Source organism: Marinobacter sp. M1C, assembly GCF_023314135.1.
Lineage (GTDB): Bacteria > Pseudomonadota > Gammaproteobacteria > Pseudomonadales > Oleiphilaceae > Marinobacter.
In genome coordinates this window covers 1,293,310-1,308,460 of record NZ_CP092289.1, presented here as the reverse complement: position 1 = coordinate 1,308,460, position 15,151 = coordinate 1,293,310, and the positions used below count along the sequence as shown (strand labels likewise).

The following is a 15,151-nucleotide window of genomic DNA, read 5'->3' as shown; positions in this document are numbered from 1 at the left end:
ATCAAAAGCGGTCATTGAAAGCCACGAGCGCCCGATGTTAACGGCTAGCTTCAAGCACCACAAATTTCGGGTTAGCGTCTAGCTGGCGCACCTGGGGGAAAAAGCGGCCGAGGCTGCGGTGGTATCCCAGATGCCGGTTGCCCACCAGCAACAGTCGTCCACCGGGGCGAAGATGGCGGCGGGCGGCGGCAAACAGCGCCAAGGCGATATGATCACCCACCATCCCACCGTCGTGAAACGGCGGATTAAGCAGTATCAGATCGAACTCGCCACCATCTGCGGAAATGCTGTCGGCATGGTGGAAAGAAAATGCGCTGTGGGGGAATTCGCGGGCGGCGTTGGCAGCGGCGCTTATAACCGCCTGGCTGGAAACATCGCTGAAGGTCAATTCAAGGTGGCTGTTAGCCGCAAGCGCTGCCAAGCCAAGTACGCCATTACCGCAGGCTAAATCTAACACCCGCGCGCCTGGCGCCAACGTTGCGGCTGCCTGCGTAACGTGGGGCAGCAATGCCCGGGTGCCGATATCCAGCTTGTCGCGGGCGAATACCGCCGGCAGAGCTGCAACGCTCAGTGCTTTTGCTATTTCAGCGCCCGCAGCAAGCGAGTAGCCCTGCCACGCAGGGTTCCAGTTTGCTAATTCTGCGCTTCCTTTTCGGCATATTACCACCCGCGCTTTTTTGCGCGCAGGGCACACCTTTTCGGTAACAATCGCTTGGGCAAACACGTCCACACTGCGGTCTGGCAGATGTTTTATCATGCCGCCCGCGAGTAGCACGCCGTCGTCTGCCAGCAAGGCATTTACCCGTCTAAGCAGCCAGGCCAGGTAGTCGCCATAGCGGGGAATGCGCATAACCACCAGATCAAACGGGCCACTCATTACATTGACGCTGCACCGGCTGGTTATTGCCGTTTCCTGCGTCAAAACCGGGTCGTCACGCCAGCTCAGCGGCGCGGCCTGATGGCTCGAAATGCTGTGCAGTGGTGGATTCAAGGCAAGATTGTGAGCCAGCACCGGCCCAAGGGCCGCGCTGTCGGCCAGGATAACCGGCTGCAACCCCCATAGCCCTAGCGTAAGAGCGCCGAAGTTGTCATCCACCACCAGCACCCGCGGGTGTGGTTTGTCCGCCTGCTGTTTGTCCGCCAGCCACTTGTCGTCCATCCAATGCGTGGCCTGCTGCAACAGCAGCTCATCCGCCGCATCCCAGGCTTGAAGGCTGGCAGCGTTGGCATTTGGCTTCGCTGCCCTATCAAGCGTTGGCGCAGGCGCCGCACGCTCCAGATTCAACGGCCATATCACTGACGAAAGGCCCGATACACCGTAAACTTGTTGTTTTCCGCAAGGCGTTCAACCGGGCCAATACAACGACGAATCAATGCCTCATAAGGCAGGAAGTTGTTGGCCACTAACCGCAGCTCACCGCCGTGTTCCAAGTGGCTGGCCAGGTCGCGCACAAAGCGCTCGGTCATGGTCATATCGGTGCGCACGCCGCTATGAAACGGCGGGTTAGACACCACCGCCTGCCAGCGGCCGTCTAGCCCGGCAATGCCGTCAGACGCAATAATTTCGCCCCGTGCACCCACTCGGTCATAAGTCGCGCGAGCGCTCAGCAGCGCCTGCGACTGCACGTCTACGGCGTCAACGCTTAGGTCCGTGTTTTCATCAGTCTGCAACCAGGCGCCAATAACGCCGGCGCCGCAGGCAAAGTCGAGAACACGCAGGGCCTTGCCGGCCCTCGTCGGCGGTATACCGGGCGCCGCCCGAACCGACAGGGTAGTCAATGGGGTGCTGGCCAGGGTTTCCAGCAAAAGGCTTGTACCCGAGTCTAGTTCGCCGCGGCTGAACACACCGGGTAAGCCTGCTACATCGAGCTCCCGACCGGCAACGCTGATCTGGCTCCAATCCAGCCAATCTGCGATGGCAAAGTGCGCAAGCGGTGTTACGTCTTCTGCGCACCACACCTGACAATGCCGCGCACTGTCAATTTTGTGCACCTGAGGCAAGGCCTTGCGCAGCTGTTTCACCGCGCCGGCAATGCCCTCTTTTTTCTCCCCCAACACCAGCAGGCGGCCACCGGGGCACACCAGCCAACGCGCCAGCGACAGCCGCACATCAAGCTCGGCGCGGGCCTTGGGCAAAAACACCACAACAGAATCAAAGGCTGCGGCGGTCAGAGCCGGGGCGTTGTAGCCAAAGGCCACCGGCCAGCTGGCGGCCTGTTCCAGCGCGTGGGCGTATCCGGCGTGCTCGGTCATAGCCAGGCCAGTACTGCCCAACGTTGCCAGCTCGGTCAGTAAATCCGGTGCAATAGCGCCCAGCAGGGCGACCTTACCGGTCAGGTAGGAGCGATTACGAAGCAGCGCTTCGTGGGAATTAGGTAATGCAGACATGGGCGTTCCGTAATTCAGGCTTTAATCAGGCGGCCGGAGCGCACCGGGCGAAGTACCATTTCATCCACCGACTGCTGGCGGGCATGCTCGCTGGTGGCAGCGTTGGCTATGGGTAAGCCCATATCCCGCATTATGCCGTCACGCAGGTCGTACACGAAGCCGTGCACGGTTAAGTCCTGGCCCCGTTTCCAGGCGTCTTGAACAATGCTGTTCTGGCACACGTGGTCCACCTGTTCAATCACGTTCAGTTCACACAGGCGGTCGGCGCGGTCTTGCACACTGGTGATGGGTTCCAGAATGTGCCGGTAACGATCACGCACGTCTTGCACGTGGCGCAGCCAGTTGGCAATCAGGCCAAAGCCCTCGTTTAGCAGGGCGGCTTTAACACCGCCGCAGCCGTAGTGACCCACCAAAAGAATGTGTTTCACTTTCAACACATCAATCGCAAACTGCAACACCGACAGGCAGTTGAAGTCGGTATGCACCACCACGTTGGCCACGTTACGGTGCACAAACAACTCGCCGGGCATCAGGTCCACAATCTGATTGGCTGGCACCCGGCTGTCGGCACAACCAATCCACAAATATTCCGGGGCCTGCTGATTTGATAACCGATCAAAAAACTGTGGGTCCTGCGCTTTAATGCCCTCTGCCCAGGCCCGGTTTTTTTCCAGTAAATAATCCAGTTGCCCCATCTATTTGCTCCAATTTTTGAGTTAAAGCGAAGGATTGAACGGGAATTGCTCCCGTTAATCAATACCTAGTTCACCTCAGAAGCCATTTCTTCCGGCTCAACTGGTACCTGGTGAAGAGTTATCTGCGCCAGGTCCAGTAGTTCCCGCAAGGCTACAGAAAACATGGCGTATTCCGGCTCGGGGCTGCGTTTCAACTCAACCAACATCTCCTGCCAGCGGTCAATCATCGGCTGGTGACGGGCCATCCATTGATCCACGCACAGAGCTACATCACCCGGCTCGCCGGCTTGCTGCAGCACGCCGGTGGTCAGCGCCCGCTGCTGCCAGTTCAGATCTTCACGGAAACTTTCCCGCGCCAGCGACTGCCAATGGCTGGCTGGCACTAGCGCCGAGATGGCGCCGGCAAACCAATTCAACTGCAGACGCTCGCTGATTTCGTAGTACAAGCTGGCCACGGTTTTCAATGGCACGTCTGTCGCTTCCTGGGCTTCGATAATGCCCAGCGACGAATACAAATAGTCGGTACCGGCCAGCACCGGCGCCAGGTCTTCCGGCACTCCGGAATCCATCAGAGCCTGATGGCGCTTCTGCCAGAGTTTACGGGTTTGTCCGTTCAGATAGTCCGGCAGGCCCGCGGTAATAGCCCAAACGCTGTCGGCAAAGCGCTCAATGTGATGAGCAATCGACAGTTCGGCGCGGCGATTGCGCAACAGCCATTTCACAGTGCGCCGCATCAGCCGCATCATCTCTTGCATCAGTTCTATCTGCAGCTGAGCGTTTACATGGAAATCCAGGTCTTCAATGCGGTCCCACCAGGTGTCAACGCGGAACAGATCGCGGGCAATAATCCAGGCCAGTGCTATCTGCGCCGAATCGGCGCCGGTCGACTGTTTGATGCCATCGACAAAAATGATGCCCATATGGTTAACCATATCATTGGCAATCTGGGTGCCAATGATTTCCCGCCGTAGCTGGTGCTCGCCCAGCTCGTTGGCAAATTTGCGATTGAGCTCCCGCGGAAACACCTTCGACATTTCTCCCGCCAACAACGGATCATCAGGCAGGTTGCTGGCCACCAGGGTCTGCTTCAAGTCGGCTTTCACATACGCAATCAACACCGCGAGTTCCGGCCGTGTCAGGCCTTTACCAGCGAGTTTGCGCTGGTTCAGAGCCTCGTCGTCGGGCAAAAATTCCAGCTCGCGGTTAAGTTTGCCTTCTGCCTCTAAGGTGTTCATCAGCCTACGATATTCTTCAATGCGTTTGGCGGCGTCTTCGCTGGCAATGCTCAGCGCCTGGGTCTGGCGATAATTGTTCTTTAGCACCAGAGCAGACACGTCTTCGGTCATGTCTTCCAGCAGCAGGTTGCGCTGTTTGGCGGTCAAATCGCCCATCACAATGGAGCGATTGAGCAAAATCTTGATATTCACTTCGTGGTCTGAACAGTCCACACCGCCGGAGTTATCAATGAAGTCGGTGTTCAAGCGCCCGTCTTTGAGCGCGTATTCAATACGGCCGCGCTGGGTAAGGCCCAGGTTACCGCCTTCGGCAACCACCTTGCAGCGTAGCTCGGCGCCGTTGATACGAACGCCGTCATTGGCTTTATCGCCGACATCGCTGTGGCTTTCACCGCCCCCTTTGACATAAGTGCCAATGCCGCCAACCCACAGCAGGTCTACCTGCGCTTTGAGGATGTGGGCAATCAGCATGTTGGGCGGCACCCGATCTGCTTTAATTCCTAGCAGGGCTTTGATTTCGGGGCTCAGCGGAATGGATTTCGTACTGCGGCTAAAAACGCCACCACCGGCGGATAGCAACTCGCTGTTGTAATCAGTCCAGGCCGAACGCGGCATTTTGAATAGGCGCAGGCGTTCTTTATAACCCTTGGCTGCGTCTGGAGCCGGATCGATAAAAATATGGATATGGTTGAACGCCGCTACCAAGCGGGTTTTTTCCGAGCTCAGCAGGCCGTTGCCAAACACGTCACCGGCCATGTCACCAATGCCCACCACGGTAAACTCGTCATCCGCCGGGTTGATACCCATTTCCCGGAAGTGTCGCTCCACCGATACCCAGGCGCCGCGGGCGGTAATGGCCATTTTTTTATGGTCATAACCGTTGCTGCCGCCAGAGGCAAAGGCATCGCCCATCCAGAAGTCGTAGTCGGCAGACAGGCCGTTGGCGATATCAGAGAATGTGGCGGTGCCTTTGTCGGCGGCTACCACCAGGTAGTGATCGTCTGCGTCTTGGCGCACCACGCTGAGCGGTGGCACAATATTGCCGTCCACCAAGTTGTCGGTAATGTCCAGCAACCCGCGAATAAAGGTTTTGTACGCTTCTTTGCCTTCGGCCTGGAATGCCTCGCGGTTAGAGGCTTTCGGCAGCTGCTTGGCAACAAAACCGCCCTTCGCTCCCACCGGCACAATCACCGCATTTTTTACCTGCTGCGCCTTTACCAGGCCCAACACTTCGGTACGGTAATCTTCAAATCGATCCGACCAGCGCAGGCCTCCGCGCGCCACTTTGCCACCGCGCAGATGCACACCTTCTACTCGCGGTGAATACACAAATATTTCAAACATCGGCATCGGCAGTGGCATGTCCGGAATGCCGGTCGGATCCAGCTTTACGCTGATGTAAGATTTGGGCTGACCAGACTCGTCAGGCTGATAATAATTCGTACGCAAGGTTGCCTGAATCAGCTCCATATACAGCTTGAACACCCGGTCTTCGCTCAGGTTCTCAACTTCTTCCAGCCCCGCGTTAAATTCCACCAGCAGTTTTTGTTGCGTGGCCTCGCGCTTGGCGAAGCTGTAGCCGTTATCCGGATTAAAGCGGGCTTCAAAGTAAGCCAGCAAAACTTCGGTCAAGTTCGTGTGGTGGAATAATGTTTTGGCAATAAAAGTCTGGCTGTTGGAAAACCGAATCTGGCGCATATAACGGGCGTAGGTGCGCAACAGCGCAATCTGGCGCCAGCTCTTATAAGACGATTTCATCAGGCGGTTGAAAGCGTCGTTCTCGGCATCGCCGCGCCAAACACGACGAAACAGCTCGCCGAACAGTGGCCGCAAACGTTGCAGGTCGATCGTGGCGCCAGAAACCGTACGCAGAGTGAAGTCGTGCAGCCAGACCACCTCACCATTGCGATTGGTCATCTCAAACGGATGTTCGCTGAGTACGCGGAAGCCAAAGTTGTCGAACACCGGCATCACGTCAGACAAGGGTACCGGATGGTTTGGATAGAACAATTTGAAGTGAATTGTGCTGTCGTCTTCTTCCAGCGCCCGATAAAAACTCATGGCCATATCGCCGGTTTTGGCGGCGCTGGCAACGTATTCCAGGTCAATAGCGGCGCGGCGTGGTGAAAACATTTCCAGGTAACTGGCGGGAAAACCAGCACTCCAGGTACGCTTCATCTCGCTGCCCTGCTCTTCGCCCCAGGCTTCAGTAAGGGCTTCTGACAGCCCGTCACTCCAGGACTGCGCCAGCTCGAACACCTTTTGGCGAATCTCAGCCAGTGGTAGCTGGCGATTTTCCATCGGCGGCACGCGAATGGTGAACTGTACCCGTGCCAGTACCGATTCGGAGAAATAAGTCACAAATTCGACGTCTTCGGCGCCCAAAGTTTCTACCAGAACCTGCTCGACTTTCAGACGCAGCTCGGTGTTGTAGATGTCCCGTGGGAAGTAGGCCAGGCAAGACACAAACTGACCGTACACGTCTTCGCGTATGAACAACTCAATACGCCGGCGTTCCTGAATGTACAGTATGCCCGTGGCCAATCGCAGCAGTTCATCAGTGTTGAGTTGGAACAGCTCGTCGCGGGGCAACACCGTCAGGATTTGATCAAGCTCTTTGCCGGTATAATCGTCACGGGGGAAGCCTGACTGCGCCATCACACTTTCGAACTTGCGGCGAATCAATGGAATTTGGTCTGGTCGCTCGTTGTACACTCGAGCGGTATAAAGGCCCAAAAAACGCCGCTCACCCACCACTTCACCCTTCTGGTTGAAGCGTTTTATGGCAATGTAGTCCGGGTAGGCTGGCCGATGCACGCGCGAACGCTGGGCGGATTTAGCAAAAATAAACACATCGTCGGTGCGGGTCATTTCCTGACCGGTGCGATTGGGCAACTCATTTAAGCGCACACACACGGGGCGTTCGTTGGTTACCCGCAGTATGCCCAGTTCGGAATCTTTTACCCGGCGCACCTCCACGCCGTTTTTGTCGTTTATAAAGTCGTACTCGTCGTAACCGAGAAACGTGAAATGATCTTCTTGCAGCCAGGTCAAAAATGCCTGTGCTTCTTTTTTCTGTTGCTTGCTGATACCTCCGGCGGAATGCTCCAGCTCCTCGCGACTTTCGATCACTTTCGCGTTTACCCGGGGGAAATCACCCACCGCGATGCGTACTTCGTGCAACACACTTTGCAGTACCTGCTCCAGCTCGGCCATTTCTTCCGGCGCGCTGTGGCGATCAATTTCAATGGCAATAAACGCCTCTTGAGCACACTCGGCCTGTGCAGTCCCGCTCGCATCTTTGCCGTGCAGATCGGCCAACTTGCCATCTTTATCGCGGCTGATCTGAAGCACCGCGTGCTGAATGGAATGGGTACCAATTTCACGCTGGTTAATGGCAATGCGCAAAGAGTCAATCAGAAACGGCATGTTCGGATGAATAATAAAAATCATCGTATGAGTCGACGTCCACCCATCGCTCTCCAGATCCGGGTTGAACACGGAAACCGGTGTTTCGTCTTGTACGCGCTGGCGCAGAAACTGCCACGCTGCCATTACACCGCCATAAATATCTGAAAATCGCCGATTGACCAATTCTTCCAGAGGTATCTGCGAGTAATGCTGGCGAGCAAATTCGCTGATTCGGGTGGCTTCGGTTTTGGCAATCTTCTCGCCAAACGCCTCCTCTAACTTCGAAAAAAATTGTTCCTTACTGGCCAATGTCAGCGCATTCATAGCGTACCTCTGGTTCGTGTGAACGATGGGAACTGGTTTTATATCGTTTTTATGCCGTTGTTATCGCACTAGGATATGTCAAGCGCTTGATTTTTGCCGGCATCTCCGCAAAATTACGGCAACTACTTATCAGTCAGATTGTTGTAGCATAGCTGTCTTTTATCGTTACCGGTCATGAGTACCTTGCCTATGTCATCGTCGTTATCATTACAGCAGACTTTTCTGGATCTTCAGAGCCAGCTGGAAACACGTATTATTGGCCAGAAAACCCTGGTTAACCGCCTATTGATGGCTCTGCTGGCTGATGGCCACCTGCTGGTAGAAGGTGCCCCGGGGTTGGCTAAAACCACCGCCATCAAAACCTTGGCTGAATACATTGAAGGCGACTTTCACCGCATCCAGTTCACCCCTGACCTGTTGCCTTCCGATGTGACCGGCAGCGAGATCTATCGCGCAGAAACCGGTCTTTTCGAATTCCAGCGCGGCCCGGTGTTTCACAACCTGGTACTGGCCGACGAAATAAACCGCGCCCCGGCCAAGGTGCAATCAGCGCTGTTGGAAGCCATGGGCGAACGCCAGGTCAGCGTGGGCATGAACACCTTCGCGCTGGAACCGCTGTTTCTGGTGATGGCGACGCAGAATCCGATAGAACAGGAAGGCACTTACCCCCTGCCGGAAGCCCAGCTCGACCGCTTTCTGATGCACGTGTTGATTGATTACCCCGATGCCAGCGCCGAACGCAAGATTCTGCACCTGGCGCGCCGCGACTTTCGCCAACCTGCGGCCGCCGTTACCCGCCGTGTGAGTGCCAGCGAGGTGTTTGCCGCGCGCCTGCAGGTGGCCGACGTACACATGTCAGAGGCCGTTGAGGACTATTTACTGGCACTGGTGCTAGCCACTCGCAAGCCTGCAGAGCTAGGCCCGGAGGTAGGCCCGGAACTGGCGCGCTGGGCCAGTTTTGGCGCCAGCCCGCGTGGCACTATCGCACTGGACCGTTGCAGCCGCGCCCAGGCCTGGCTTGATGGGCGCGACTATGTAACACCGGACGATATCCGCAATGTGGCCTTTGACGTGCTGCGCCACCGGGTGCTGCTAAACTTCGACGCTCAGGCTGAAGGCATCAGCACCGACGATTTTTTGCGGCGACTCTTAGAATGTCTGCCGGTGACGGCATAATCCGCCCATGATTCACGGTAACGCATCCAATGTGTCGGCCTCTGCCGCGCACGCCAACGCAGCGCACGACATCGCACTGCCATTGGCTGCGCTGGTAAAGCTGCAGGCAGAAGCCCATACGCTGCGGCTGCCGTCGGCCAAGGCCACCCGCAGCCGCCAGGCCGGAGCTTACGCCTCGCCACAAAGAGGCCGCGGTATGGCGTTTGCCGAAGTTCGGCAATATCAGCCAGGCGATGACATTCGCGCCATTGACTGGCGAGTAACGGCAAGGCGACAACAGGCCCATACAAAAATTTACGAGGAAGAGCGAGAGCGCCCGGTTCTGCTGTTATGTGACTTAAGCCCGTCACTGTTCTTTGCCAGTACCGGCGCCTACAAACAGGTGCGCGCCGCCCAAGCTACGGCCATGCTGGCCTGGGTTGCACTTTTTGGCGGCGACCGGGTAGGCGGTCTGGTGTTCAATGGCCAGCTGTTAACGCTGCAGCGCCCGGCAGGGCGCAAGACCTCGGTGCTGCGACTGCTAGACAACCTTGCCCACCTACAACATCAGCCCGGCCAGTTTCACCCCACCCCGAGCGCGCCGCTGGCAGAGCCGGGGTCGCTGGATAACGCGCTGGCTGAAGCCTGTCGCGTTGCGCGCACCGGCAGCCGAATTTTCATCATCAGTGACTTTATGCAGCTGAGCGATCACAGCGCTGGCTTGATGGGTAAGCTGGCTCAGCACAACAGCGTCAGCGCCGTTCATATCAGTGATCCGTTGGAGCAGGCATTGCCCCGGCACGGCCAGTTTGCGGTGGCCAGCGCCATTGGGCCGCTATGGTTTGACGCCGCGGATAACACGTTTCGCCAGGCCTGGCAGCAGCGCATGAACCAACACCAGGAGCGGTTGCAACATTGCCTGCGCGTGGCGGCGGTCACCCGCATTGATGTTTCTACTGGCGAGCATCCGCGCTTGGCGCTGCGCGCGCTGATGGCCGGCGGGGGCCGCCTGGGATGAACACCCCTAACGCCAACAATGGGGCCAACAATATGGCCGACAACGCCGCCAACGCGCTGCAACAACTGCGCGATATTCATTTACCCGTGAGCGAAGGCTGGTGGCCGCCAGCGCCCGGCTGGTGGTTACTGGCCGCTGCAGGCTTGCTCTGCCTGGTGCTGGCCGTGCGCGGATGGCAACGCTGGCAGCGGCGCAACCGGCGCTGGCAAGCTGTACAACGGGAACTGGCGGCGCTGCGGGCGCAAACGCAAACGCAGAATAGCCCCGTTTGGTTCAGCCAGCTTAACGCATTGCTAAAGCGTGCGGCCCGTGATATCCACCCACTGCAACCGGTCGTCGCCCTGAGCGGCGACGATTGGGTCGCGTTCTTGCAGCACAGTAGCGATAACGCCGTTGAAGCAGACCTGGTTACCACAATGGTGAACGCCTGTTGGCAACCCCACAACAGCTGCGACCCGCAGCAGGCACTAGCCTTTGCCGGGCGCTGGCTGCAACGCCATAAAAAACAACTGCGGGGTGCGCCATGACACTGGCTTATCCCTGGGTGCTATTGCTTGCATTGCTGCCGCTGGCGCTGTTTTGGCGCCGCCGCGCAGCCCAACCCGTGCAAGCACCGGTAATGCCCCTGGGGCACTGGTTAACCGACATGCCGGGGGTGTCCAGCCATAGCGCCAAAAACCCTGTATGGCTGCGTTTGCTCATACTGTCCGGCTGGTTGCTGTTGGTTCTGGCGCTGGCGCGACCACAAGTGGTGGGCGAGGCTCGGCAACTGCCGACAACAGGGCGCGATCTGATGCTGGTAGTCGACATTTCACCCAGCATGGACGAGCCGGATATGGTGCGTCAGGGCCGACGGATTAACCGGTTACAGGCGGTAAAACAGGTGCTGGCCGAGTTTATTGATCAGCGCCAGGGCGATCGCCTGGGCCTTATCCTGTTTGGCAGCCAGGCCTATGTACAAGCACCCCTGACCTTTGACCGAACAACGGTAAACATTCTGCTGCAAGAAGCCGGCCTCGGCATGGCCGGGAACGCAACCGCCATTGGCGACGCCGTTGGGCTCGCGGTGAAGCGCCTGCGCGAGCGGCCCCTAGAGCAACGAGTTGCCATTGTGCTGACCGACGGCGCCAACACCGCCGGCGAAATAACGCCTGACAAAGCCAGTGAGCTGGCACAGGTCAGTGCCGTGCGGCTTTACACCATCGGTATTGGCGCCGGCGCGGATAGCGCCATAACCGGACTGCTGCGGCGCAATCCGTCGCGGGATCTAGACGAGGCCCTACTAACGCGCATGGCGCAGCAAACCGGAGGCCAATATTTTCGCGCCCGTAATCTGGCCGAACTTGCCGGTATTTACGCCAGCATTAACCAGCTCGAACCGGCCCTCCAAGAAGGTCAGTTTTACCGACCGGTGCGCGAATATTATGTCTGGCCGGCGGCGCTGGCGGTAACCCTGTGGCTGTTTGCGCTTTTGTTCCGCCGCTACCAAAAGCTACGCCAGCAACCGCTTCGCCAAGGCCCCGAAACAGAGAAACAGCCCCATGTCTGAGCTGATGATTTCGCAGTTACAATGGCTGCGGCCCTGGTGGCTTTTGCTGTTGCTGGCCACACCGCTGGTGTACTGGCTGGCCCGGCATCGCGGTGACAGCGACAGCGGCTGGTCGGCACTGATACCCCAGCATCTTCTGGCGCCGCTGCTGCCGGAGCCGCGACACAGCACTGCGGACCAGCGAAGAGTGCCAAAAAGAGTGCTAAGAAGAATGCCACGAATCAACAGCCCGCTGGCAGCCGTGCTGGCGTTTTCGCTGATCAGTCTGGCCTTGGCAGGCCCGGTGTTGCGCCAGGCGCCAAGCCCCGCCGCACCGCCCGCCAACAGCCTGGTGATCGTGCTGGACCTGTCGCTGTCGATGCTGGCCACCGACGTGCAGCCGAACCGCCTGACACTGGCCAAGCGCAAGGTTCGCGACATTCTTGCCGCGCGCCAAGGCAGCCTTACAGCTCTGGTGGTGTACGCCGCAGACGCTCACGGCGTAACGCCCCTCAGCGACGACAGTGCCACTACCGAATCCATGCTCGCCGTTCTGGAACCGGTGATGATGCCGGCCGCAGGCAACCGCGCCGATCTCGCAGTGCGCAAGGCCATGGAGCTGCTCGAACGCGGAGCACCGGGCAACGGCCGTATTTTATTAATCACAGACGACGTGCAACCCCGTTACCGCCAGGCCATTACCGAGCTGTTAACAGGCAGCCGTTTCCAACTTGACACCCTCACCGTTGGCACCCGCGCCGGTGGCCCAATCCCTCTGGCAGAGCGCGGTTTTATACGCGACGGCGACCGCATTGTGATCAGCCAGGCAGCGCCCGAGACATTAGCACAGCTAGCAGCGGCCAATGGCGGCAGGAGCGCGACTCTGACGCTGGATGGCCGTGACCTCAGCGCGCTGGCCGTCAGCGGCTCAAACACGGCTTTCGCCAAAACCGACGCGGCACGGCTTGATCCTGCAAAAACACGCCAACGGTCACAGTGGCAGGAAGACGGCTACTGGCTACTTTGGCTGGCCCTTCCCTTGTTACTGCTGATCTGGCGCCGCGGCGCTTTAGCGCTGTTCGCGCTCGCCTTGCTACCTACCCTGCCGCAGCCTGCGCAAGCCCTTAGCTGGGGCGAGCTGTGGCAGCGTGAAGATCAGCGCGCGCCAGCTCTGATAGAGCAGAACCCAAAGCAGGCTGCAGAGCAGCTACAAACGCCTGAATGGCAAGGCACGGCGCTCTATCGCAGTGGCGAGTTCGAAGCCGCCGGTGATCGCTTCGCCGACGTGCCGGGAGCCGAGGGCGCCTACAACCGGGGCAACGCCCTGGCCCAAGCGGGCAAGTTGGCGCAGGCTATTGCTGCCTACGACCAGGCACTCACCCTGCAGCCCCAACACCCGGACGCCCTTGCCAACCGAGCCTTGGTTGGCGACCTGCTCCAGCAACAGGAGCAGGAGCAGGAACAGCAAGAACAAGGTCAACAGCAAGATCCGTCATCCGGACAGGACCCGGGCTCTGACAGCCAGGACGGGGAGCCGCAGAACAGCGAAAACTCCGAGAATGCAGAGAACTCCGAGGATTCCGGAAGGCCGGAAAACGGTGAAAACGGACGCGATCAGCAATCTGACAACAACGGCGATAGCGCAGAGCTCGATGCCGAACTTGATAAAAAATCAGGGAGTGAAGTCGAGAGTGAAATCGAGAGTGAGCCCGGTAAAGAGCCGGGGCCGGAACAGGCCCCGGCAGATACCCGGGAAGCCCCGCTGAGCCAGAGCCAAGAGCAGTATTTAAGGCGGGTGCCAGACAACCCTGGCGGTCTGTTGCAGCAGAAATTCCTTCAGCAATACCGGCAACGGCAGACACCAGCAGACAGAGGCGATACGCCATGGTAGAGCAACACCGTAAATTCTCGACGCCGTTGCAGCGGCATGGTTATGCCGATTACAGCGATTGCCGTGGCTTTGGTCGGTTTTTGATCATCGCCTTGTGCCTGCTAGCGTTGCCGGCATGGGCGCAAAACCCGACTGAAGAAGTGCGGAAGAGTTTTATAGAGCTCTCCACCGACAAAGCCGAACTTTATGTGCAGGAGCAGCTGCTGCTAACGGTACAGCTGTACTTCAGCAATGAGCTTATTCGCGGCGAACTGTCGGAGCCGGCCAGCAATAACGCGGTGATTGAATCCTTGGGCCCACAACAGGAATACTCGCGGGTTCGGGGTGATCAACGCTACCGTATGATTGAACGCCGCTACGCGGTTTACCCGCAGGCACCGGGCCAACTCAGCCTGGCACCCCTGGAATTTGAAGGCAGCTTTCGCGGCGCCAACGGCCGCCTGCAGACCCTGCGCAGCAGCGAACAACTGTTTGACCTGCCGGTGAAAGACATACCGCCGCAATTCAGCGGCAGCGTCTGGCTACCCGCCACAGGGTTAACGTTGGAAGAAAGCGGTCTCCCCAGCGATAACCGCGTCACCAGCGGTGCAAATCTGACCCGCCAGCTAACCCTGCGCGCCAGCGGCTTGCCAGATGCTACCCTGCCGCCCTTCCCGGCTCAGACAGCGCCGGGGCTGCGCACTTATCCAGAGCCCGCCAAGCGTGCCACCGACATCAGCACCGACGGCTTGATGTCTATATTGCAACAGGCCAGCGCCTTGGTACCGGTGCGGGCCGGCGAGCTACGCCTGCCCGAGGTGCGCGTTCCCTGGTGGGATACCGCAAGCGATTCAGAAAAAGTCGCGATTATTCCTGAGCGCGTGCTGGTGGTTGCGCCCGGCTCAGGCATCAATACTCAAGCTCAGGCCCAAGCTCCGGCGGTCGCCGCCATTGATGAAACGCTGAATAACGTCGTCAGCGACGCAGATTCAGAATCGGATATGAACGGCCAAAATACCACTGGCGGCGGTGCTTTCTGGCCTTGGCTGGCGTTGTTTATGGCCGTTGGCTGGGGTATTACCGCAGGTTTGTTCTGGCGCGCAAAGCGCTCGCGTTATCGAGCTAACAAGGCAGCCGAGAGCAACCTCGGGCCAGACGATTCAGGGCTCTACAAGGAACTGCTTGCCGCTGCCGGCAACAACAATCCGGACACACCGCGGCTGTTGCTACGCTGGATGAACCTTCAGTATCCGGACAAGAAATTTCAAAGCTGGCGCCAGGTGGCAGAGTTCTGTCATTTGCCGCCGCTCACTGACGCTCTAACCATACTTGAACAACAACGTTATGGCACAGAGCAACCGTCGGAAGACAAGGCGTCGGAAAACAAGGTTTCAAACAGTCCGACGCAACTGCAACAGGCAATTCGTGAGCTAGAACGCAGACCGGCCAGCCAGGCGGCAAACAATGATCTATCGCCACTGTACCCGCCTGCCATTGATGCATCGCGGCAGTAGCCCCACTCAGGTA

The 15,151-nt window shown here is 58.4% G+C and carries 10 protein-coding genes; 6 read left to right on the top strand and 4 right to left on the bottom strand.

Going from position 1 to position 15,151, the window contains the following annotated elements; all coding sequences use genetic code 11:
* Nucleotides 1–37 precede the first annotated feature (37 nt).
* The 4 genes from MIH19_RS06370 to MIH19_RS06355 all read right to left on the bottom strand — a co-directional run bounded on the left by MIH19_RS06370 (nucleotide 38) and on the right by MIH19_RS06355 (nucleotide 8,053).
* The gene (locus tag MIH19_RS06370; protein WP_249008067.1) at nucleotides 38–1,297 is read right to left on the bottom strand and encodes a methyltransferase; all 1,260 of its coding nucleotides are present in this window, start codon (nucleotides 1,295–1,297) and stop codon (nucleotides 38–40) included.
* The gene (locus tag MIH19_RS06365) at nucleotides 1,294–2,388 is read right to left on the bottom strand and encodes a class I SAM-dependent methyltransferase (protein ID WP_249008066.1); all 1,095 of its coding nucleotides are present in this window, start codon (nucleotides 2,386–2,388) and stop codon (nucleotides 1,294–1,296) included. The genes MIH19_RS06370 and MIH19_RS06365 overlap by 4 nt, the downstream gene beginning before the upstream one ends.
* Before the next feature lie 14 nt (nucleotides 2,389–2,402).
* A complete protein-coding gene (gene can, locus MIH19_RS06360) occupies nucleotides 2,403–3,083 on the bottom strand; it encodes a carbonate dehydratase (RefSeq protein ID WP_249008065.1) in 681 nt (226 codons plus the stop codon).
* 65 nt (nucleotides 3,084–3,148) lie between these two features.
* Nucleotides 3,149–8,053: an NAD-glutamate dehydrogenase gene (locus MIH19_RS06355; RefSeq protein WP_249008064.1), complete on the bottom strand. Its 4,905-nt coding sequence runs from the start codon at nucleotides 8,051–8,053 to the stop codon at nucleotides 3,149–3,151.
* Nucleotides 8,054–8,242: 189 nt separating this feature from the next.
* Here MIH19_RS06355 and MIH19_RS06350 point away from each other — a divergent pair, with 189 nt between their 5' ends.
* From MIH19_RS06350 to MIH19_RS06325, 6 genes are read left to right on the top strand one after another with little or no spacing between them, the layout of a single operon-like run.
* Nucleotides 8,243–9,229 carry a MoxR family ATPase gene (locus MIH19_RS06350; protein WP_249008063.1) on the top strand — a complete coding sequence of 329 codons (987 nt, stop codon included), beginning with the start codon at nucleotides 8,243–8,245 and terminating at the stop codon, nucleotides 9,227–9,229.
* A 7-nt stretch (nucleotides 9,230–9,236) separates the two neighbouring features.
* The gene (locus MIH19_RS06345) at nucleotides 9,237–10,226 is read left to right on the top strand and encodes a DUF58 domain-containing protein (RefSeq protein ID WP_249008062.1); all 990 of its coding nucleotides are present in this window, start codon (nucleotides 9,237–9,239) and stop codon (nucleotides 10,224–10,226) included.
* A complete protein-coding gene (locus MIH19_RS06340; RefSeq protein WP_249008061.1) occupies nucleotides 10,223–10,753 on the top strand; it encodes a DUF4381 domain-containing protein in 531 nt (176 codons plus the stop codon). Before MIH19_RS06345 ends, MIH19_RS06340 begins: the two co-directional genes overlap by 4 nt.
* A complete protein-coding gene (locus tag MIH19_RS06335) occupies nucleotides 10,750–11,775 on the top strand; it encodes a VWA domain-containing protein (RefSeq protein WP_249008060.1) in 1,026 nt (341 codons plus the stop codon). The genes MIH19_RS06340 and MIH19_RS06335 overlap by 4 nt, the downstream gene beginning before the upstream one ends.
* Nucleotides 11,768–13,645 (top strand): VWA domain-containing protein, encoded by a 1,878-nt coding sequence (locus tag MIH19_RS06330; protein WP_249008059.1) that lies wholly within the window; start codon nucleotides 11,768–11,770, stop codon nucleotides 13,643–13,645. The genes MIH19_RS06335 and MIH19_RS06330 overlap by 8 nt, the downstream gene beginning before the upstream one ends.
* Nucleotides 13,639–15,138, top strand: coding sequence for a hypothetical protein (locus tag MIH19_RS06325; RefSeq protein WP_249008058.1), 1,500 nt, complete (start codon nucleotides 13,639–13,641; stop codon nucleotides 15,136–15,138). Before MIH19_RS06330 ends, MIH19_RS06325 begins: the two co-directional genes overlap by 7 nt.
* Nucleotides 15,139–15,151 lie beyond the last annotated feature (13 nt).